The sequence below is a fragment of the Novipirellula galeiformis genome (genome assembly GCF_007860095.1).
Classification (GTDB): Bacteria; Planctomycetota; Planctomycetia; order Pirellulales; family Pirellulaceae; genus Novipirellula; species Novipirellula galeiformis.
This window is the reverse complement of the sequence record NZ_SJPT01000004.1, coordinates 522,290-544,130: the sequence shown is the minus strand read 5'-3', so window position 1 is coordinate 544,130 and position 21,841 is coordinate 522,290. Positions and strand designations below refer to the sequence as shown.

Genomic DNA, 21,841 nt, shown 5'->3' with positions numbered 1-21,841 from the left:
TTAAATGGGGTGCAGGCGGCTCGCCTGACGTGCTGTTGGGCCGCGCAAGCGGGATGGTGTTGGACCGCGTAAGCGGAAAGCTGTGCTTCGGTTTCAACAGCAGCCCGAATTGCCACCACAGCAACCCGAGTCACTTGCCATCGGTAGCGTGGCTTTGGGCTTCATCACGGTGCCGGTCCACATCGCAAGGTTTTCACGCGATGGGTATTCGCTACGGCTGACCACGCGATCATCCACAATGACCAACGGCAAGCACTCGACACCTTCTTCGGCGAGCATCTTTTGCACATGGGCGTTGCTCGCGAACTCGGCGGGGGCTTGGGCTAGGTTGAACCGAGCCACATCGTGACCTTGGCTTTTGAGCCAATCCAGATCGGCGGCGAACTTCGCTAAGGCGGGATCCACCTGCGGCCCGCAAACGCCAGTCGAGCAGCACATCGCTTTGTCGTAAATTTGTACCTTGGTCATCATGGATCCCTTGATCGTGAGAAAATAAATCAAACTGTCAAAATCGCTTATCGCCGATTGGCGATGGCTGTTTGTAAAAAAACGCCGTCATAATCCCGCGACAAGCGTTTTGAGTTGTTCAAGTTTGTCAGAGTTGATGCAGTAACAGACCTTCGGGCCATCGACCTCGCCCTGGATCAGCCCCGACTCTTTGAGAATCTTGAGGTGTTGCGAGACGGTGGATTGAGCCAACGGCAAACAATCCACAATCTCGCCACAAATACAAGCTTTGCGACCGATCAACAACCGCACGATCTGTACGCGGGCGGGATGTGCGATCGCCCATGCCAACTTCGCAAACGTCTCGGCCGTCGGATCCGCCGTCAACTTCACCGGCGTCGAATCGCATGTTTTGCTAGGAGATCGCTTCGCCATTGGCTTCCTTTATCGTTTGTCTACGATAAGAGTATCGGGATTTCAAACGGCTGTCAACAATCAAATTCTGGCGAAAAGGGGGGTCGCCGGAATGGAGACTGCCATGTTGCTTCGCACTAATTTCCCGCGACCGAGTCGTTTTCTTGCAAGGCCTTTTCGAGTGCCAAAAGATCCTTCACGACGTAGTCGGGCTTGGCGACATTCGGATAGAGAGTCTTGCCGGGCCGAGCAACGAAGGCCGTTTGCAGTCCCACGTTTTTGGCTCCCGCCAAATCCCACGCGTGCGCTGCGACCATCAGTACGTCGATCGGTTTGACGCCCAGATCGTCCAGCACCATGCGGTACGTGTCAGGGTGTGGTTTGAATTTCTTGACGTGGTCGACGCTGTAACGTTTTTCGAAAAGCTCCGTCAGGCCTGCGTTTTTGAATTGGGTTTCCACTCCGACGGCGGATGAATTGGTCAAACTGACGATTCGGAAGCCATCGTTTCTGAGTGCCTTTAGTCCTGCCACCACATCCGGATGTGGCGGTAGCGAGCGAAGCGGTGTCACGATCGCTTCCTTGGCATCTTCCTGCGAAAGTTCAATGCCTTGGGTTTCCGCTACCATCATTAGCGCGGCGGTGCCGATTTCACCGAAGCTGTGGTAGGTGCCCGTCAAGGTTTCAACCAGTGAGTAGTGCAACATCGTCGAGAACCACAACGGCAACAGGTCTTCGCGGCCGCCGAGGGCTTTTCCGACCGATGCCTTTAAGGGGGCAAGATCAAGCAGGGTTTCGTTGACATCGAAGATGATGATTTTGGGGGTCGGCATGGATTTCCCTGTTTGATGTGCGTGGCTGGCTTGATGTGCGTGGCTGGCACTTTCATTGGTCTGTTGTGCGATCGCGTTGGTGCCAGCGAATGCAAAACCGAAAACGATCATCGTGAGTGCGGTAAGTTTTGTCTTCATTTGATTGTCTCATACAGTTTTTGGGGGGAGGCGTCGACGCTAGCCTGGGACGTGGTGCGTTTACGAGTTTTGCTGTGATCAGCCCACCGCTAGCCGTCTGTGGCTGACACGTCCGCGTCACTCTCCACGACCGCTCCGTTAACCGGTTCATCGACCGCTTCCTTGCCGCGGCCGGTGATGATCACGGTGGCACCTTCGGCAACACGTCGTTTGGCGGCAACCAGCCCGATTCCGCTGTGGAGTTTCGGCCTGGGCTGACTTCCTCGGACGATGAGATTGCGAAACGATGTTTTCCTGTGGCCAGCGAAGTGCTGGCACGTTGATTGAAATGACGTCAAGCAGCGACATCCGTGATCACGCAAGACTTTCCTGCATGTCCGCTTCGACGATGTTTTCGGCGAAGCTTTGGTAGGCAGCGCCAACCTGCTCGGCCATCGGATCGGGCCAGACGTGAAAACGACCTTTGGCGATGGCGTCAAAGGTGGCAGTCGCGACCATGGAGGGCGACGCAGCGATCTCGCCGAAGCCTGCTGCCGCTCCCATGTCGGTTTGAATCGGCCCTGGGTGAACGCTGACGACGTGGGTGCCTTGGGCTCCCAGCGTGCCTCGCAGTCCCTGGGTAATGGAGTAACTCGCCGCTTTGGAGGCACAATAGGTCGCGAAGTCCGGAAATGTTTTGACCGACGCGATACTGTTGAGCTGCGCGAAGACACCGCCGCCATTCGCTTTCAAGACAGGAGCAAAGGCCTGTGCGACCCGAATCAGACCGTAGACATTTGCATTCATTTCGAACTGCAATGTCTCGATTGCATCATCGCCAATCGCCGAGGAGATCTTCATCACCCCAGCGTTGTTGACGACGACATCGACATCGGTCGCCGTTGCTGCCGCTGCGGTAATTGATTTCGGGTCGTCAAGGTCGACTCGAATGGGGACCACGCGTTCACCGTGCTCGGCAACCAACGGGCTGGCGGAATCGGTGTTTCGCACCGCCGCGTAAACCTTCGCTACCCCGCGACGAAACGCCTCTTCGAGAATGGCTTTACCGATACCGCGGTTTGCTCCGGTTACTAAAACCGTCTTGTTCTTGACGTCAAATGTCATCTGTCTGTCCTTGAAAAAGGGATGGATTGATTTGCTTGCTTTGACCCGCTGACTAAGCTTCCGGACTCCACTCGTTCTTCGCGAAGGGTTTGTCGAGCGGCGTTTGAGCGATGTGGTTGGTGTAGTTCGATAGCACCTTGTAAGCGGTCCCTACAATCACGTCGAAAACCGTTTGCTTGGTGTATCCCGCTGCCAACAGTGCTTCGATATCGCTTTCTTCAGGCCAACCACGACTGACGTTGACCTTTTCAGCGTAGACTCGTAGTGCCTCTAGTTTTGGATCAGCAATTGGCGTGCCTTCACGAAGCGCCGTGATAACATCTTCCGGGACTTTCGCTCCCTGCATGATCGACGTGTGGGCGGCCATGCAGTAGGTGCAACCGTTCAAACGGTTATTGGTCATCGCAATGATTTGGCGTTCGGTTTCGCTCAGCTTCGTTTTGCCAAAGATTTCGTTGATCGTCTTGTAAGCTTCCAACAACGCGGGCGATTCCGCCATCACGGCGTGCAGGTTAGGCACAAAGCCGTAGGCTTTCTGGCTGTCCTCGAGCAACGGTTTGCTCTCTCCGGCGGTCTCAATCGTGTGAACGGTAAAATCGGTCATAGTACTGCCTTTCTTTGTTTTGACCATTCGGTCTAGAGTAGGGAAAAAAAGGAGGAGCCAACCTGCGCCCCTCCGTTTCTCGATTCGCCACACGGGCGGGCTCGTCTCACGCTACCCCGCAACATTATCGGGTGTTGACCAATCGGTCAACACTTTGTTCGCGGGACTTGTCATACTTTGTCGTCGATGGAACCCGTGCGTTCGAAGCGGAAGCCTTGCAGCGAGAGTTGGCGGTGTTTCCACGGCAACGTAAGTTCTCCAATCCATTCGCTCGTCCCACGAAACCACTGGGTCACGTCGATGGTTATTCATTTTCTTGAAGCCACCGCGATTTAATGCAGTGGGCGAGACGAAGACGCGCGCGATGCAGTAGCACCCACAGATTGGATGCACTGATCTCCAGCTCCTCACAAATTTCTGCTGATTCTAGATTCTCGATTTCTCTTAGCATGAACGCCCCGGATTGTCGCTGAGGCAACGTTCCGAGGCACTTTTGAAAGATCGGCCAAAATTCCTTCCGATCGACCGAATCAAGCGGCTCTAGCAACGTCTCATGAACATTCTTTTTCCAGCTCCCGCTACGATCAAAAAACGAGTCCAATGGATCGCGCATGTCCACTTCGGCGGTTTGCGCAGAGCGACTTCGTTGACGAACAAAGTCAATGATCTTGCGTTTCAGAATTCCCGTCAGCCACCCCTGCTGTGATCCAGACCCGGAAAATTGATCCCGATGCTCTAAACCAGCCAAAAATGTTTGTTGCACCACTTCTTCCGCCGCTTCCGGATTGCGCAGCCGCGACAACGCATAGCGATAAAGCGAATCGCCATACTCATCGACCCACGTCGAGGCATTGGCAGCGGGGCTCGGATCAGACTCTACGGATTGTTTCATCCGTTCCAAATGGGCAGAAATAAAAACCATCCGCCAGATTTAGCGATGAATGATTTTGCCCCCATGGTTCATTCAGTTCACATTCGTCCAGTGACCGGCCTTCGCTTCTCGATCGATCCAGCGCCACAGCAAGTGACCGAAGCGTTTGAATGCCTGCGACCGGATGATCGGCCGTTATCGGCGTGGGGTTTTTAGGAATTCAGCCTTCTTGGAACGTTGCCGCGCGGAGAGGGCCGCTCCGGTGGCGGCGACGGCGATCGCAGGATAGGCGATCGTCGAAACTTTGATCGGCGCGGGGTTATCCACCGGTTGCGTCTCGGATTCCGCAATTTTTTCAAGCGTTGTCATCAGCGCATCCAAGACTGGGCCCGAAATAGGAATCGAAATAGGGATCGAGATGGGCGACCCAGTCGACGCGGCAAAGAGATCAAGGGAACGATAGAGCATTACCGTCGATTCCAATTGAATGTCAACGATCGCGTTGTCGAGTGGGAAACGCTCGCCAGGTAGCTGGACATGGTCCACAGCGACCATCCCGCCCGGACCTCCGAACCAATCGGTCACCACGTTATCGGCGAGTCGGGCGAGTTCACCCGGTGTGATTTCAATAGCTTGTTTCAGTCGTGGCAGCGTTTCACGATTGAGTTCCCACGTATCCTCGCTTGGACGCTCGGTCGGCTGAAACGGCTGGGCCAACAGCGGAGTTAAATCCACCGTGCCATCACGTTCGCTGGAATCGAAGTCGATCGGTTCGGGAGAGGTGATTTCAACGATGTCGGGAGTCTGGCCGAGCGGTCTCCGCACGGACGTGTCCGCCGATTGGATGGTGGATACTTCCGAGGAGGGCACGCCGGCGATTGCCTCGTCCGCAACGGCGGTGGATTCGCTCGAAACACTGGCAAGCGATGCAAGCACCGCATCAGTGGCCAGCGTTTGGGGAGCGGAGGCAGCACCCAAAACAATGAATCCACTGGGAGTGTTCTCTGCAGCTACCGATGGTTGCGATTGGAGACGTTGTTGTTGAGACGATTCGGTTGCGGGATTGAGAGTCGGTTGCAATCGGCCTTGCGCAGCAAACTCGCCAGCGATAGGCCGGTTCGCGTTATTGGGGGACGCGTTATTGGGGGGCGCGTTATTGGGGGGCGCGTTACTTTGAGTTGGCCCGCTTTGCAGCGCGATGGACTGGTGTTGCTTCGCACTGGACCGATCGAGTCGATCGTCGCCGCCGGTGAATTCGGCCAATCCATCCGCCATCAATCCGCCAGCAAGCAGCGAACGACTTTCGAGTCGTTCTAAGCACAGGTAACGAGAGGGACGGGTGGAGGATGGACTGCTCATGATTTACCCTCCAATTGTTTTAAGTTGTAGCGGTGCTTGTTCAGCAGCTCCGCATAGCGAACATTCTGAGGTGCCAACTCTACCGCGATCTGCTGGTGATCCGCCGCCTCTTTGTAATGTCGTCGCGCGGCATCGGCGTCACCGACTTGTCGCTTCAAAAAGCCACGATTGTTCAACACGCCACCGAGCATGCTTTGCACTTCGGCGTTATCGGCGAACGTATTATTTAGCTGCCGAGCGTGCTGGACGGCTTGCCCCAACACGACGTCGGCCTGTTTCAATCGGCCGAGTTCGGATAGTGCCATGCCGAGGTGGTTCAGGCTGATGACGAGGTCTCGATGGTAGGACGCTTGATTGGGCCACCGCGTGTGCAGTTGCTGACCGATTTCGACCGCTTGCCGCAGGGTGGTGACCGCCTTTTGATGCAGGCTGGATTGTGTTTGTGCGTTGGCCAGCGAATTGAGTGTGACGACGACTTGCGTGGCAAGTTTGGGATCGCTGGCGTCGGCTTCCAATCGAGTGAGTTGGTGAGCGAGCGACTGGCTCGCGAGTTCCGCGGCCAGCGCCGGTTCCCGTTTCGCCAACACGCCGGCCAAGTTCGATTGAATGGTGCATCGCAAATCGGCCATCGCGTTTTGGCGTTCAAGCAGATCAATCGCTTGGGTATAGGCGGCTTTGGCTGCTTCGATGTTTTCGGTGCCGGCCAACATTCCGCCCACGTTGTTGAGCGTTTTTGCGAGTTCTCGGCTTGCGTTTGCATCCCCATCGTCATGCAAGCGTTTTTGAATCGGGATGGCTTGGTTGAACCATTTCGATGCCGCATTTGCATCACCGGCGGCGGCGAGTTCCTCGCCAAGGTTGTTCTGGCTGATCGACCATTCGAGTTCCAGTAACGGGTCGCTGGCAAACGTTTGTGCCAATCGCTGGTAGAGTTGCTCGGACGTTTGCAGCGATTCGATGGCCGCGGCACGATCACCGAGTTCGGATTGCAGGACCCCCATTTTTCCAAACGTGACGGCCAAGTCTTCCGAGCGACGTCGGTTGTCGATCCCGTCGATCGAGGGTGAACCCGCGAAACGTTGGTAATAATCTAACGTTTCACGAAGCAAGCGATGGCGAACGGAATTTGCGGCCGGAATGTCGGACAACAACTCCGCCACTTGGCTGCCGAGTCCATTGATTGCGTCGCGGGCGATGATCTCGTTTTCGCGTGATTGGGCGGCGTGCGCATCGGAAACTTGTTTCGCAGCGGCAAGTTTCGCGGTGCCAATGGCAAACCCGATCACCGCCAACATCCCAACCAATGCGGTTGCAACGACTGCGGATCGGTACTTGTTGGCGACACGCACGCACCGGTCGACGATCGTGGGCGGCCGCGCGATCGTCGGTTCGCCGGCGAGGACGCGACGCAGGTCCATCGCAAATTCACTGGCCGTTTCATAGCGACCGTCGCGAGTGCTCGACATCGCTTTGCCAATCACCGTTTCGAGATCACGCGGTAGACCGGGACGCAAGCGGCGCAGCGGCTTGGTCGAATCGTCGTCGAAGGTTCGCAAAATGGTGGGAGCGTCGTCACCTTGATGGGCGGGCTGCAACGTCAGCATTTCGTAGAGCGTTGCAGCAAGCGAATAGATGTCACTGCGTCCGTCGACGACCGCCGATTCACCTCGCGCCTGTTCGGGACTCATGTAACGCATCGTGCCCAACACATCGCCCGATTGCGTCACCGCCGTGTCACTTTGAATCCTCGCCAGTCCGAAGTCCGTGATCCAGACTTTTCCGGTGTCGTCGAGCAACAGGTTGGAGGGTTTGATGTCACGGTGGACGATGCCCAGTTCGTGAGCCGCGTGAAGCGCATCCGCAACGTCGGCGGCGATCGAGACGACGTTTTGACATTCGGCATCGTGGGGGCGACAGCATTCAATCCACTCCGCGACCGATTGCCCGCGGATGTACTGCATCGCATAAAAGTGAACGCCACGTTCGCAACCGATCGCGAAAACGGGGACGATGTGTGGGTGCAGCAAACTGGCTGCGGCCTCGGCTTCGTGTTGAAACCGAGTCAATTGTCGAGGGTCCAACACGGACGCGAGCGGCAAGACCTTTACGGCAACGGTGCGATTCAAGGAACGTTGGGTGGCGCGATAGACAACGCCCATCCCACCTCGCCCAATTTCTTCGTGCAAATCAAACGCACCAAGCCGACGCTCGTCGTGATCGCGAGTCTCGTCGGCGGGGCGTGCCGACTCGCCACCGGCAAGCCGATGCAAGCTTTCGAGTCCGCCCACGCAAGCGCGTAGCGGTTCTCGTAATTCAATCGCGTTGCGTGTCAGAGATTCGACCGTCGGCGGCACACCCGTCTCGAGCGCTTCCAAGTACTGTTCGAGCAGAACGCCCAGTTCGTCTTTTTGTGCGTCGCTCAGATTTCGCATCGCCAGCGGTTCGTCGTTGGCGTCATCGAGCGAGCTTAATCCAAAGGGGAATCGGGATGGATTCATTGCTCGGCCTCGTGATTGAATTCGCAGACCTCTTTGAACTTGGCGATCGCTCGCAGCCACAGCATCCGGGCTGCCCCTGACTTGATCCCCATCCGCTGGGCGATTTCGTCGAACGAGAGACTTTGCAAATTGCGATAGATGATGACGTCGCGATAGTTGTCCTTCAACTTTGCCAGTTGCTCGGAAAGCTCGGTCGCCAATTCATGGTTCGCCATCGCTTGGCTTGGTGTGGGCGCGGGATCGACGGCTAATCGAGAAAGCCGAACAAGACTTTCGTTTAGGTGATTGGCGACATGTTCTAGGGCCACCTCGCGGCGAACGTCTCGCTTCTTGGCGTGCACATGTTTTTCGATTGCATGGCTGAGGCAATTGCAAAGGATCTGTCGTAACCACGCGACCAGTTCGCTCTCGCTGCCGCCACGAAACTTTCCGAAGTCGCGGTGTGCAGCCAGCATCGTTTCTTGAACCAAGTCCGATTTGCTCATGCGGCGACGCAGCCGATTACCGACCTGCGCCGTTGCCAGGACCGTTAGGTAGTTGCGATACAGTTCCAGTAGTTCGCCGAGTGACTCGCCGTTGCCTTGACGCACACGGGCAATCATCTTTTCAGGCGTAAGAACGGAATCGGAGGAATCATTGACGGTGGCAACCATGCTGTACTCCGGGCGTGGTCAGTGTTTAGCGTCTCGGGAAAGTTCGCGTTCGGCAGTTCCATCATTCAATGCGTTCTTTATCCCCGTTTCGGGTCACGAATTCAGTGCGGATTCCCAATAAACCGCTCACAGACGGGTTTTTGCGGTTCAGGAATGAACTTCCTCCGCTGGTTCACTGAACGTTGCCCCCCGTAAGTCAGCCGTTTCTACGTGGCGAGCCGGGCGCGCCGATGTGTCCCCCCCTGCTGCGTCCGGATCGGCATGACCGAGACCGCTGCGATGAATTTGCTTCGGTCTCTCTTGGCCGCCCACGTTCATGAAGTTTCGATCTTGGTGCTTGTTTCGCATCCTTGGGTGAAGCCAGGGTTTTCCGTTTGGAGCGGCGTTTTACCCACTATGGATTTGCATTTTTGCATTGCCTTTTTCCTCTCTCGGCACGAGCACCCGGTGGTGGACGCGGATCATCGCAGGTTCGCACTAGAGCAACCGATAGGGTCACGAGGGATGCGAATGAGCGTGATGTATTTATGGCCGCGTGCCTTGGCGGGTTTGAGAAATTGATGAGGCATCGTTAGTTTTTTTGCGTTAATACTGTGCCGTTCGGGCTCGTTGATGACGTGCTCGGCGGTGATCGGTTTGTTCACGTTCGCGTTGCTCTCCGACCGCGAGGTTGGTTTCGCCATCCACATTGGCTTCATCGCTAATCTCGACGGTGTCGTCTTCGTGGGCGCTGAGGATGTCCACAGTTCCGTGAATCGTTCCGTCGATAATCACGGCGTTGTCGCCGCCGGATAGCGTTAGTTTGACATCGCCATCGATGGTCGCGTTCGCGTTGATCGCGACGTTGTCATCGTCATCGAGTCCTTGGTAACGCAAGTCGTTTCCGATGGTGCCATCGATCGCCATCGTGTTATCACCATCGCCCAGCGAAGCACGTGTGTTCCCGGCGACAATGGCTTCTGCCAAGATCGAGATGGTGTCATCGTCGCCCCCGCCGCGAAGGTTCAGATCACGAGCGATCTGTCCCGAGACATCGACCGTGTTCGCCCCATCGCCAAGTCCCATCCGCACACCGCCGCCGATGACGGATTCCTCGCCGATCGCAACGGTGTCATCTCCGTCACCATTGCGGATGGCGAGGTTTCCATCCACGTCGCCGAGGATCGATGTGGTATTGTCACCGTTGCCCAGGGATGCCATGACGTCTTGTCCGACACTCGCATCCTCCGCCACGACAACGGTGTCATGGCCATCGCCACCGCGAACGATCAAATCGCCAGTGATCGTGCCTCCATCGAGGCTGATTGAGTTGTCGCCTCCGCCAAGTGCCGCGAAGATCGTATCGACGGCGACGGAGTTGGCCGAAAGATCAATCGAGACGACGTCGTTTGCCTCGAGTCCGCCGGAGTCAAGGTTAATGACGATGTCGTCACGGACGCCCTCGACGATTTGAACTTGATCTTCGCCACCGTCGCCCGCCCCCGACTCGGTGACTTGCAGCGTGCCGTCGCCCATGTCGACGATCGCGATCGCACCGTCCGCGTCACCTTCGACTAACAACGATCCGTCGACCACCGAAAGCGTTGCGGCCAAAACGCGACGAGTCTCCAGTCCTTCGATGCCTAGCCGACGACGGCGGGAGGATTTTCGACTCATGGTACTGTTCCTGTGATCGAGGTCTTGAGTTACGTGGCTTCGACTAGCGGGTCTGATTCAGCAGGGAGACTTCCACTTCGTTTTGTCACACTCCGAAGCGAGAAAGTCGTTCCCTAAGTCCGCGAATCGGAGCAGGGATTGCAGTGTCTAGCCGGGCACGTTCGTCCATCACTCCTGCGTCAACCTCCGGCGATGCCACCGCTAGTTCTGGCCAGAACGCTTGGACATACACATTCTCGCCGTCCATTGATTCGCGACCTTTCGAGAGGGATGCGAACCAAGCGTCGCGAGCCTGGATGTCATTGTGTCGTGATATCCTTCGCGAAATCATTTTGGGTCTCCTGGGATTTGCATAAAGTGCAACAGCCTTCAGCCTGACCGAACGTATCCGAGCCAGGTTGAAGGTAACCGCCGCATGGAGATTCCATGCGGCACCGAGTGAGCGACTAGACCATGACGGAAAAATCGACGTTCTTCAAATGCGAGTCGCCACTACTAACAAGTAGGTCGATGGAATCGGAATTGACCGAGGTGATTTCGTTGGATGAGGCAACACGGACTTGGTATTCGCCGCTGCGATCGAACGAATCAAACTCGTAATTGCCATCGCTGTTGGTAATCACGGTGTCGACGACATCTCCTTCACTATCGAGCAGCTCCAACGTCACTCCTTCCACCCCGACGGTGGATTGGCGGATGTCGTTTGACCCTCGACTGCGCCGGTCATTGCCCCGGTCTTGACGGCCGCGTTGTTGATTCGCGACTTGTTCGACAACCGGCGTATCGGTGGTGACCGTTCCTGCGATCGTCGGCGTGAAAAAGAACACGTTCGATTGCAGCGACGTGTTAGTCGTGTTGCGCTCGATGATGTCGGCCAGCGTCGTGTTTTCGATCTCACGGATTTCGCTGCTGGTCATTGTGTTCTCGTAGTAGAAACGATCGCCGTCACGAAGCCGTTCAAACTGATCGGCGATGATCAACGTCGACGTTTCACCCAACGAACTTCCCTCGGCGTGATCCTCCGCCAACAATCCCACCCACAAGTCGATGTTGTTGACATCGCCGTAGAGCGTTTCGAGTTTGCCTTGCAATTCGACATCACTGGTGATTTGGTCGAACGAGTCGTAAGCTTCCAACCCGATCGCTTCGCGGACGGAGTTAAAGTCGGCCAAGCCGTGATCGCGTCCACGTTGGATGTTGAGCGAAACGAGGTCAAATCCACCGCTGCCGGGTTGTCCGAACAAGAAGTTTCGCAAGCTGTCGACCACTTCCAAGTCGGTTTCTTGCGATAACGTCGACGCGCCGGACTTCAAGATCGAGTCGATGCCGGTCTCTTCGAGCAAGGAGGAATTGAAGAAGGCGTCGGCGAGTGAAATCGCATCCTCCACATCCAAACCATCGTTCCCATAGAATCCAATCGTGTCATTGAGTGTCGTGTGCCCAAACCGGAACGCGGCGGTCGAAAATTCATTGGCGATCGAAGGATCGACACTTGAATCGTAGCCCTCGTACTCCGCTAGGGCGTCTTCACCCAACAATGCCGGCAAGAACTCGTTGTAGGTGATCGATTGCAATTCAGCGATCACGATTTCACGAGCCTGTTGGTAAATCTCCTCGTCGGTCAAATCAGGATTGGCTGCGGAAATCTCATCAGCCAGCCGGTTGTGTTCGCGGATGAACAGGGCATGCATCGACGTCAAGGCAATGTTTTCGGAGGCGCGAATGTCTCCGGCCAACACGTTGCCATTGTCGTCGGTCGGCAGCAGACCGTCGTCGCTCATTAGCATTCGCCCGCCCTCAAATTCCCGGAGCGAATCGGCGACGGTTTGAGTGCTGCCGTAGACTTGCGAGCCGTCAACCCAAGCGGTGATCGCATTGACTTGCTCGGCCGGCGTGTCGATTGAAGTTCCTGTTCCCTCGGCAATATCCGATCGCGTTAAGTGAATGGTTTCTTCGCCGGTGCCCGCGGGGTCGAACAACGGATCGCCGGTGGGAACTTCGATGTCAAACGCAATCTCGTCTGCCTCGTTCGCCGGTTGCAAGGAAAGGTCGATGTCGTGATCCAGGAATTGGCCCCAGATAAAGACGAATGAACTCAAGTCTCGCTCATTGGTTGTGCCGTCGGGGGCCGCAGCGGAGACCGTGTTGCTGATCTCGCGAGCGCTCGGGCGATCCTCTCCGGCAGGTTCGGAGATGCCGTCGGCGTAATCATTTTCTGCGATCCGAATGAGTGCGGTGTCTGCTGATCCCAATTCGGGGGTTTCCAGATTGTTTCCAGTGCCGTCGACCGATCGGACTTCCGTGCCCAGATCGCCAGTCGGGTCTTCGTTGGGCGTTTCCGGCTTTTGGACAGGATTAAAACCACCGTTGCGTTCGCGATGCAACCGATTGATGACCATCAACGCATCCAACGCCGTGTCTCGCCCATCGTTGTTGACGTCGGTCATTCGGCCGCGTCCACGATCTTCAACTTGACCACCATCCCCCGTCGCCACATCTCCTCCGCGAGTCTGGCGGTTTATCTCATTGATGATCGTCAAGGCGTCGATCGCCGACACCACGCCATCCTCGTTGGTGTCTTCGGGGATCAGTTCGTTATGAAAGAGGTTGGCGGCCAATAGTTGCCGAGTCTCAAGCGTTTCGGACTTCAGACGACGACGCGGGGACTTCCTTGTCTTGTCGCGTTTTTTATGAGTGGATTGTGAAGTCTTTGAGCGTCCGGTCCAACGATTCCAAAAACGAGCCATGGTGCCACCTGTGATGTTTGAGAGAAAAGAGACCACCGTGATGTACGAGGTGGTCCATTTCTTAAGTACGGGGCATCGTTTGAAGTGTCACACGCGAGTTTTGCTTTCTCACAATCAGGTTGCCGAGCATGGGCTCGCTTCGCTTGGACTAGTTTCGCTCGCGACGATAGACGACGCGGGCGACGCCAGGCACGGTTCGTGCGATGGCAACGGCAAACGCAAAATCATTCACCGAATCGATTAGCCCACTTAATTCGATCGTGCGATCACCGAGGTCGGTCGCCGCAATGACGTCCAATCCGTGACGATGAAGCGACGTTTCGACTCGCGTCTTCAGCGAATCGGCTTGCTTTGTTGGTTTGTGTTGATTCATTGAGGGTCCGCTAGTTTTTTCTGACTGAAACGCTGGCAACAAAGATCGCTTGACGGTTGTAGGTGTCGCTGTCCTTCAGATGCACCAGATAGCGAGCCAGCCGATCGGTCGCCACAAATCGACCCATCGGCTTGTTTCGATTCACACGGATGGAGCCCATGGTCGCGACGGTTTTGATTTTGGGACAACGAACGATCGTCCAATTCAAATCGGTCTTCATCACCAAGTTGGCTTCTTCTTGTAATTCACGGGCACGCTGCCGATGGGCGATTGGCCAGACGTAGCGAGACGTGAACCCATCCACCGCCAGCTTGTGATCGCTGGGAAAACGCACGCCAGGATGGGTGACAAGCAGATAGCGTGGTGTTCGCGACTGCTGCATCGCGTGAAGGGCGACCTGGCTAATCGAGACGCTCGACATTCCGCCTTGTGCGGCTCGGCAACCGCTCATGTTGCATAGGTTGATGACGCAGGTGCTTCCCCGAACCACCGTTTGAATGTGGCGTTCGTCGAACGATTCACTTTGCAGAACCCGCAAATCTTTGTCGGGTGATGGTTCCAGTGCGGTTTGCGTCAGTGCCTGGACCTCGTAGCCGCACCGCAAGGAAATTTCGATGATTTGCCTTCCGATGGGACAATCCGCGCCCAAGATCGAGATGACTTCACAATCAAGCATGTCGAACCCTCCTCGCTCGGTGGGGTGGGGCTGCCGAAGGAAATGCGATGAATCACTTGGGTAGGAATGGGTGAATGCGACCATGGTTTGCACTCCAAATTTGATAGACGAGCAAGGCACCGAAACGGTTTGCGACTTTCGCTACTCTGCAAAGGACGAGGATTCGGGGCAAACGTCACGGGCGGTTTTTTGCAGCCAGGCCGAGTGACGTTTCAATCTCGAAGTCGTCCTTGAGAAATAGCAATGTTGGGTGAAGACGATGTGCGTTGGATCCTGGCCTTGCCTGCACTCCCCCAAGGCCACTCCGATGTCGATGTCCTCTCCATCCATCCTCGTTCCGCCACCTCCGCCGGTTAGCTCGGGGAAGCGACGGCAGGTGTCGCAGCCGACTGTGCCAAAACCAGCAATGCGGGGCACGCCCCAATCGCGATGGCGCGGCGAGCTGGTCTTGGCGACAAAGCCTCCGCTCGCGACGCAGCCAACGAGCGACTCGTTGAGGGGCGATTCATTGAAGGCGAAACTGTTCCAAACATTCCACGAATGGAACGTCAAACGCAGACTTCGAGAGACGCCGGCATGGTTACTCAGCACGGTCATTCACCTTGTTTTGTTGCTTGTGTTGGCACTGATCACGACTTCGTCCGGCGAGATCGGTCGGCTCATGTTGACGATCAGCCAAGGTCGCGATGAGTTCACGACTCAATTGGTCGAGTTTTCCATCGAGCCGGTCATCCTAGACGACCTGCTGGAAACGGATTTCTTGGAATCGAGGGTGGAAATTGATCCCATTGCGATGAACACACCGATCGATGTGACATCCGGGGTGTCCGCATTGCCGTTGGTGGAATTGGCGGGCGATATTCCGATGACCAAGTTGCCCTCGAGTCCCGCGAGCATGTTTGGCGGTCGTCGTGGTGCCCTCAAACAGAAGCTGTTGAAAGCGTCGGGCGGAACGGAGACCACCGAGAACGCCGTATCGCTCGGATTGCGATGGCTCAATCGCCAGCAATTGCGGGACGGCAGTTGGAGTCTGCGAGGTCCCTACACCGACGGCGCTCGAGGTGAAAATCAGGTCAGTGCGACCGCCATGGCGATGCTGGCGTTCATGGGCGCCGGGAACACGCATCGAGAGGGAGAGTACAGAAAAGAAGTGCTGCGAGCGGTGCGCTGGTTAGTCAAGCAACAAGATCGGCAAGGTTTTTTTGCCGTCAATTCGGCGCCGCACGAAAAGATGTACGCTCAAGCTCAAGCGATGATCGCACTTTGCGAGTTGTATGCCATGACAGGTGATTCGTGGCTACGTCCGTACGCTCAAGCTTCCTGCAACTTTGCCGTGCGTGCTCAGTCGCCTCAGGGCGGATGGCGCTATCAACCGAAAATGGACAGCGATACCTCGGTAACGGGCTGGTTTGTGATGGGGCTCAAAAGCGGCGAGGCGGCTGGATTGGAAGTGGATCGCTACATCTGGCCGAAAATCCAACGCTATTTCGATTCCGTCAGCACGGATGGTGGCGAAGATTACTACGGCGTCGGGTACTCGTACATGATCGGCGACGTCGCAACGCCGTCGATGACGGCCGAGGGGTTGCTGTGTCGCCAATACATGGGAGCGGATCGGAATCTGCTCGGAATGTCGCGAAGTTTGGCATCACTGGCATCCAATCATCCGATCGACCTGCAAGATCCCGATGTCTATTACTGGTACTACGCCACCCAATCGCTGCACCATTTTGGTGGCCCCCTTTGGACGAAGTGGAACGACCAACTCAAAGTGCAATTGCCAGCATCGCAAGTCAATCGAGGTCGTGAAAAGGGGAGTTGGTCGCCCCAAAACGATGCGTGGGGACGTCACGCCGGCCGGCTCTATACGACCTGCTTTTCAATTTTTTGTCTGGAAGTTTACTACCGCCACATGCCGCTCTATGAGGTTCCGCAGGAAAAGAACGGCATCGCCTTGAATTGATTCGTGGAGCGGAAGTGACAACGTTTGGCAGCTTCCGTCCTTAAACAATGGGAGGTAGTCGAGTTCCGCTTGCTCTCCCTTTCTACTCGTACGGAGAAACTTGTGATGTTCGCTCAATTCAAAACCCTTTCGATGCTTGCCGCGATCGCAGCTTCCATGCTGGTCATCGCCGACAATGCCCAAGCCCAATGTTCCGGTGGAGGACGTGGGGGTGGGGGGCCCAGCCAAGCAAACTTGGCAACGGGTTCCTTTAACCCGTTGGTCGCGTATGCAAACACCGCGAACTCCTACGCCGAGCAGCGTCAATTGGCGCTTCAGCAACAGCAAATGTTGGCAATGCGGCAACAGATGATGATGCTGCAACAACAGCTCTACGCAGTGCGGCAACAGCAAACGCAGCAATTGGCTCAGTCCCACCATGAACAACAGCAAACACTGCAAGCCACACGGTTGGCCCGCGTCGAAGCCAAGCGTGCCAAGCGGGCTGAACGCATCGCGGCGTTGAAAGCAAAACGCGATGCGGAGCGAACGGGTGACGACCGTGGCGTCATGTTGACTCAAGCAACGGTGCCCTCCTCGCGGGTTTCGGTCAACCAACCCAACCCGTTGCGATAGTTCGCGCTCGTGGCGCACGACCTCTTTTCGATTTCTTTTTGTCACGCGGTGATTCCGCACCGCGAATTGTGTTTGTGACCGAGGCTATTAATGAAATTCATGCAACGAAAGACCCGTCGATTATCACTGCAACCTCTTGAAACTCGCCGCGTGCTGGCCGCCAGCCTGGGGTGGGACGGCCCCGGATTGGGCAGCGTTGAGTTGACGTACACGATCAACGGTTCCCCGAACTCATTGTCCCAAGCTCAGACGAACGCGGCGATCGAAACGGCGCTGGCGGCGTGGTCGAGCGCCGCCGACATCGAGTTTACGCCGACGAACCAGGTCGGACTGAGTGACTCCATCGACATCTCGTTCGTCAACATCGATGGAGCCAGCCGCACGCTTGCTCAAGCGTACTTCCCCGACGACGTGAATCCTACGCGAATCGCAGGCGACATCCAATTCGACCTTTCTGAATCGTGGGAAGTTGGGAACTCATTGGGGGATCGTGCCTTTGATCTCGTTTGGGTCGCCGTTCACGAGATCGGGCATTCGTTGGGGCTCGATCATCAGGAAGGGGGCGACACCGTCTTGGCTCCGTCCGTTTCGCCGAACCAGTTTTTCACCAGTCTTAGTGGCGTCGATGCCGACGCCGTCCAACAACTATACGCCGCCGCAGAGTCGAACGTGGTAATCCAGCCCGATGATGTTCCCACGTTGAACGATCCTGTGGACGACGTCCCCAGCGATAGCCCCACGAATGAAACGCCATCCGGCGATGGCGACGATGACCCAGGAGATTCCGACGATGATCCATTTCCACGCAACCGTTGGCGACACGGTGGGCGATGGCACCGTTTTGGTGGACGTCTCGAAGCAGACCTTGGGGATTTCAATTACCTCAATCCAACCGATGTCAACGGTGATAACGCGACCTCGGCCATCGATGCGCTAATGATTATCAATCAGCTCAATCGGGCCTCCTCGGCCGACTCAAGCGACGTTGAAATGGAGGGGCTTTGCGATGTCAATGGTGATGGTGGGGTTTCGGCTCTGGATGCGTTGACGGTTATCAACTCACTCCACCGTGGCGATTCCTCAGTATCGGCAACCGTCGACTCCACCACGGTCGACTCCACGGAAATCGAGGTCACCGAAACGCTCGAAGACAGTAATGACTTGGAAAACAGTAATGACTCGGAAGACAGTGATGACTCGGTTCAATCAGAGGGTGGGGACGACCTCGGAAACCCGATCGACGACGGCGGACGGATCGACGACACCGATGACGATGGGGTTGAATCCGACGCGGCGCATCATCATCACGGTCACCAACACGGTCACCATCGCACCGGCAACTTCATCTTGTTTGGTAACGACCCTGAATCATTCATCACGCGGTTGGACACCGACGAGGAAGGTTCTCTTTCCGAAGACGAAGTTTCCGAACGCCTCTGGACCCAACTGATTGATAAAGGCATCGATACGGATGCGGACGGACTCGTAACCCTCGCCGAATTGGAAACCGCGATCGCGGCCGCTCGCGATGAAGTCTTCAATTCAAACGATGCTGACGGCGACGGCTTGATATCCGAAAGCGAAGTCAGCACGCGGTATTGGGCGAAGGTATCCGCCGCCGACGTCGATCGTGATCGAGGCGTTTCGCGGGATGAGTTCGACGGTTACGTTTCCGAGCCAGTGGACTGGGAACTTCCGTCGCGACCGCACCGCCCTCATCACGTTGCCGATGCCGTATTCGGGGCGATCGGCCGGCGCGCCAGCCGCTGGGGCTAAAGCTTCCGTATGGACAGAGCATTTCGTGAAGGCATTTTTGTTCCGCGATCTTTGTTCTAAAGGCTTTGTCCTAAAGGCGTTGTCTTCATCCCGCAGGGATTCTTAGAGAATAGCCGGGGATAAGCGTAGCGACATCTCCGGAAACCGAACCGCGGGCCATCCGGTGGTGTTCGCTGCGTTTAAACCACTGGCGACTGTCGGTCATCCCGGCGGGATGAAAATTGCGCAAACCAAAAAAAACGCAACCCCAACTTTTCCACAGCCCAGGCTAACGCCCAAACGGCTAATGGGATTTCTCCCAATCATTCCTGCCTAGCTGCTTAGCTCTACGAATGAAACGTCATCCGGCGAAGGCGACGATGACCCAGAAACTTCACGATCGCTTGGGCTGGGTTTGAACACCCGCGAGGAGCGGACCCCCTAGTTTCCGATGCAGTAGAGTGATTGGTTGCTTCGTAAATAGACCTTACCGTCGCTGACGGCGGGTGAGGTGTTGAAGTCGGTTTCGTCGCTTGCGAATTTGTTTTGTGCAAGCGGATGGAATTCGTCGCTGGGGGCGAAGACCAACGTGCCGCTGCGACGTGTGACGACGTAGATATTGTCCCCGATCAAAATTGGTGAAGCGTAAACGGGACGTCCGCTTTCCAGATCGCGGACCCGCTCTTTGTAAATCACTTCGCCGTCCTTGGCCGATGTGCAATAGGCGATGCCACGATCATCGATCCAGTAAAAGCGTCCTTCGTGAAGCAGCGGAGTGGCTACGTAGGAACTCGATCGGTTGGTCCATAGGACATGCGACTCGGTGACGTCGTCTTTGCCACCCGCTTTGATCGCGATGCTGCCCGATGCACGGTAGCCGCCAAAACTGTAAACGGTTTCGCCATCGACAATCACCGACGGACAAACGTTGCTGGTCATTGGAGAACTGGCGTACCAATTCAACTTTCCCGTGGACGGATTCATCGACCAAATTTCAGAGGGGACGCTGATCACGAGTTCATGAGTTCCATCTTTAAGCGTGACGATGCGCGGCGTTCCATAAGTCAGTTCCAGCATGTCAGCGTCTTGTCGCCAGATTTCTTTGCCGGTGGCTTTGTCGAGGGACAGGATCGCTTTGGCTTCTTCGGCGGCGTTGACGATGACACTGTTTTCAAACAGCACGAGACTGGCGGCGGACCCCCACACGCGATTGCTGGAGCTTTTGCCAACATCGACACTCCAATTCAATTCGCCATCAAGGCTGAGCGAATGCACGCCCCCTTTGCCCAAGAACACGTACACGTTGGCACCATCGGAGACCGGCGTGTTGCTGGCGTAACCGTGTTCGGTGATGTAGCCCTGGTAGCCATCTTCGCGATAATCAATCGGAAAGTCCACGGACCAGACTTCTTCGCCAGTGCTCTTGTGGAAACTGATGACTTGGCGTTTCGGTTTCGGATCACTGACATAACACGTCAAAATGACCTGGTCACCGACCACGATCGGGCTGGAAGAACCCGTTCCTGGTAAATCGACTTTCCACAGTAAGTTTTCCAAATCGTTCCACGTCGTGGGCACGGTTTCCGAGGCGTGTGCTTGACCGCGGGGACCGAGGAATTCAGGCCAATCGGCAGCGTCCGCAATGGACGTGATGAAGAGCAACGCAAACGAAAAGAGCAGAAGGTGTCGCATGAGAGACTTTGGGTTGGAGCGTAGGCTAGTGAGGTCGACCACCGCGAGCACGGAAGTTGCGAGGTGACCTGAGTTGATCCTGTTGCTCGGGGGTAAGGATGGTTTTAAGTTCGTCGTCGACCATGCTCTGGATCGCGTCGAGCTCTCGATCTTGTTCCGCCGATAAGTTCAGCGAATGACGAATGAAGTCGGGGAGAAGTTGACCAACGCGTGGTGGCCCACCGCGACCAAGCGGGCGACGATCATCATGTCCAGCGCCACGTTGTTCAGCGCCACGTTGTCCAGCGCCGCGTTGTCTAGGCCCACGTTGTCCAGCGCCATCTTGTCCCGGACCACCCCTGGGCGGACCATGCATGAAGTCCACAGACGGGGTGCCCCGGAAAATGCGGGGAACGACGGGCCATTCTTCTGTCATAAAGTAGGCGTACGTGCCTTCGGGGTATTCCGGAGTCACGGTAAAACGCCCGTTGCACTCATCCAGATCGCCGCTGCCTTGGACGTATTCGTAATCCTGAACAAAGGTCCCATCGTACGTCCCACCGGGCGCGTTTCCACCGGGACGTTGGCCTTGCTTGAGTTGATAACTCGACCTTAGTTTTTGCACGCTTGAGTTTGCGTCGTTCGGATCGCTGTAACCATAGACCGCATAGATGGGAAAGCCATCGGCAGCCCAAGCAATTCGTGGCGAATGTTTTCCCGAACCAACTTGCACGGAGTCGATCAGCCCCGTCGGCAAACCGTGATAGTGATACTTGCCGGTCGGTTGGACATGGGCGTGCGAAACGTCGATGCCCAAGTCGATCGCGCCCGACAAAGGCTCGTATTGCCAACCGGGTTCGCCAGCATAAAATTCTCCCGCACCAGGATCAAAGGGGACGCCATTGATTGCGACCCCAAATTCACCACGCATCGGCGTCGTTTGGTCAGCGACTTTGGGATTGGCGGGAATGCGATAAACGTGAGTTTGCGGCGTGATTCGATTGGGGTTGCCGCGATTGGGGAACTGGCCGGTTGGATGCTCCGGAATGCCGTTGGAGGTGATCACCCGCTGGTCGCCTTCGATCGTGATCGTGACTTCGTTCTTGATCGCAGGGGTCGACGTTGCCGGCCGCGGATCCAGTTGTCCCTTGTTGACGATACGATGCATCCGAGGCCGCGGCGGCTGCTGTGCCACCACTACCACAACCCACGTCCCTAATGCGAAGACCGAAACGGCGAAAATCATGAATGTCTTGTTCATAAACGTAGCCTAAGCAGGTAGGTAGAAGTCTTTCGGTAAATTAGCCGTGTTGGCGTTAGCCCCGGTTCAAGCGGTTCAGGCAGTTCAGGCGGTTCAGGCGGTTCAACCGGGGCTAACGCCCAAGCGGCTAATGGGGTTTCACCCAATCATTCCTGCCTCCCTGCCTAGACTTCTCGTCTGAGAAATCGAACAGCAGGTCGAAG

Annotated in this window: 20 protein-coding genes; 3 read left to right on the top strand and 17 right to left on the bottom strand. The window is 56.2% G+C overall.

All coding sequences use genetic code 11. The features are described 5' to 3' along the window. Positions 1 to 93: 93 nt before the first annotated feature. The 15 genes from arsD to Pla52o_RS12850 all read right to left on the bottom strand — a co-directional run bounded on the left by arsD (position 94) and on the right by Pla52o_RS12850 (position 14,457). A complete protein-coding gene (gene arsD, locus Pla52o_RS12920; RefSeq protein WP_146595240.1) occupies positions 94 to 468 on the bottom strand; it encodes an arsenite efflux transporter metallochaperone ArsD in 375 nt (124 codons plus the stop codon). An 87-nt stretch (positions 469 to 555) separates the two neighbouring features. Continuing rightward, positions 556 to 882 carry an ArsR/SmtB family transcription factor gene (locus tag Pla52o_RS12915; protein WP_146595016.1) on the bottom strand — a complete coding sequence of 109 codons (327 nt, stop codon included), beginning with the start codon at positions 880 to 882 and terminating at the stop codon, positions 556 to 558. 116 nt (positions 883 to 998) lie between these two features. Beyond that, positions 999 to 1,805, bottom strand: coding sequence for a haloacid dehalogenase type II (locus tag Pla52o_RS12910; protein WP_146595239.1), 807 nt, complete (start codon positions 1,803 to 1,805; stop codon positions 999 to 1,001). A gap of 116 nt (positions 1,806 to 1,921) precedes the next feature. Then, entirely contained in the window at positions 1,922 to 2,170 is a 249-nt protein-coding gene (locus tag Pla52o_RS12905) for a hypothetical protein (protein WP_146595015.1), read from the bottom strand. Positions 2,171 to 2,186: 16 nt separating this feature from the next. Continuing rightward, the gene (locus tag Pla52o_RS12900) at positions 2,187 to 2,936 is read right to left on the bottom strand and encodes an SDR family oxidoreductase (protein WP_146595014.1); all 750 of its coding nucleotides are present in this window, start codon (positions 2,934 to 2,936) and stop codon (positions 2,187 to 2,189) included. 52 nt (positions 2,937 to 2,988) lie between these two features. Next, entirely contained in the window at positions 2,989 to 3,540 is a 552-nt protein-coding gene (locus Pla52o_RS12895) for a carboxymuconolactone decarboxylase family protein (protein ID WP_146595013.1), read from the bottom strand. Between the two features lie 304 nt (positions 3,541 to 3,844). Continuing rightward, entirely contained in the window at positions 3,845 to 4,432 is a 588-nt protein-coding gene (locus tag Pla52o_RS12890) for a sigma-70 family RNA polymerase sigma factor (protein ID WP_146595012.1), read from the bottom strand. Positions 4,433 to 4,606: 174 nt separating this feature from the next. Further along, positions 4,607 to 5,770: a hypothetical protein gene (locus Pla52o_RS12885; RefSeq protein ID WP_146595011.1), complete on the bottom strand. Its 1,164-nt coding sequence runs from the start codon at positions 5,768 to 5,770 to the stop codon at positions 4,607 to 4,609. Beyond that, positions 5,767 to 8,268, bottom strand: coding sequence for a serine/threonine-protein kinase (locus tag Pla52o_RS12880; RefSeq protein WP_146595010.1), 2,502 nt, complete (start codon positions 8,266 to 8,268; stop codon positions 5,767 to 5,769). Before Pla52o_RS12880 ends, Pla52o_RS12885 begins: the two co-directional genes overlap by 4 nt. Next, positions 8,265 to 8,921, bottom strand: coding sequence for a sigma-70 family RNA polymerase sigma factor (locus Pla52o_RS12875; RefSeq protein WP_146595009.1), 657 nt, complete (start codon positions 8,919 to 8,921; stop codon positions 8,265 to 8,267). Before Pla52o_RS12875 ends, Pla52o_RS12880 begins: the two co-directional genes overlap by 4 nt. Positions 8,922 to 9,506: 585 nt before the next feature. Then, positions 9,507 to 10,577 carry a hypothetical protein gene (locus Pla52o_RS12870; RefSeq protein ID WP_146595008.1) on the bottom strand — a complete coding sequence of 357 codons (1,071 nt, stop codon included), beginning with the start codon at positions 10,575 to 10,577 and terminating at the stop codon, positions 9,507 to 9,509. Positions 10,578 to 10,662: 85 nt separating this feature from the next. Then, positions 10,663 to 10,908 (bottom strand): hypothetical protein, encoded by a 246-nt coding sequence (locus Pla52o_RS12865; RefSeq protein WP_146595007.1) that lies wholly within the window; start codon positions 10,906 to 10,908, stop codon positions 10,663 to 10,665. A gap of 115 nt (positions 10,909 to 11,023) precedes the next feature. Continuing rightward, positions 11,024 to 13,324 carry a peroxidase family protein gene (locus Pla52o_RS12860; protein WP_146595006.1) on the bottom strand — a complete coding sequence of 767 codons (2,301 nt, stop codon included), beginning with the start codon at positions 13,322 to 13,324 and terminating at the stop codon, positions 11,024 to 11,026. A gap of 148 nt (positions 13,325 to 13,472) precedes the next feature. Beyond that, complete coding sequence (locus Pla52o_RS12855; RefSeq protein ID WP_146595005.1) at positions 13,473 to 13,697, bottom strand: BON domain-containing protein; 225 nt, start codon at positions 13,695 to 13,697, stop codon at positions 13,473 to 13,475. A gap of 10 nt (positions 13,698 to 13,707) precedes the next feature. Continuing rightward, positions 13,708 to 14,457 carry an NAD(P)H-binding protein gene (locus Pla52o_RS12850; RefSeq protein ID WP_146595004.1) on the bottom strand — a complete coding sequence of 250 codons (750 nt, stop codon included), beginning with the start codon at positions 14,455 to 14,457 and terminating at the stop codon, positions 13,708 to 13,710. A gap of 424 nt (positions 14,458 to 14,881) precedes the next feature. On the opposite strand from Pla52o_RS12850, the gene Pla52o_RS12845 reads away from it, so the two are divergent. The 3 genes from Pla52o_RS12845 (at position 14,882) to Pla52o_RS12835 (ending at position 18,727) form a co-directional block, all read left to right on the top strand. After that, positions 14,882 to 16,336, top strand: coding sequence for a prenyltransferase/squalene oxidase repeat-containing protein (locus Pla52o_RS12845; protein ID WP_315852947.1), 1,455 nt, complete (start codon positions 14,882 to 14,884; stop codon positions 16,334 to 16,336). Between the two features lie 105 nt (positions 16,337 to 16,441). After that, entirely contained in the window at positions 16,442 to 16,951 is a 510-nt protein-coding gene (locus Pla52o_RS12840) for a hypothetical protein (protein WP_146595003.1), read from the top strand. 99 nt (positions 16,952 to 17,050) lie between these two features. After that, positions 17,051 to 18,727, top strand: a complete 1,677-nt coding sequence (locus Pla52o_RS12835; protein WP_146595002.1) for a matrixin family metalloprotease — start codon at positions 17,051 to 17,053, stop codon at positions 18,725 to 18,727. Positions 18,728 to 19,147: 420 nt separating this feature from the next. Here Pla52o_RS12835 and Pla52o_RS12830 read toward each other — a convergent pair whose 3' ends face one another. Together Pla52o_RS12830 and Pla52o_RS12825 are read right to left on the bottom strand one after the other, a co-directional pair. Next, positions 19,148 to 20,398: an outer membrane protein assembly factor BamB family protein gene (locus Pla52o_RS12830; RefSeq protein WP_146595001.1), complete on the bottom strand. Its 1,251-nt coding sequence runs from the start codon at positions 20,396 to 20,398 to the stop codon at positions 19,148 to 19,150. A gap of 25 nt (positions 20,399 to 20,423) precedes the next feature. Next, positions 20,424 to 21,638: a YHYH protein gene (locus Pla52o_RS12825; RefSeq protein WP_146595000.1), complete on the bottom strand. Its 1,215-nt coding sequence runs from the start codon at positions 21,636 to 21,638 to the stop codon at positions 20,424 to 20,426. Positions 21,639 to 21,841 lie beyond the last annotated feature (203 nt).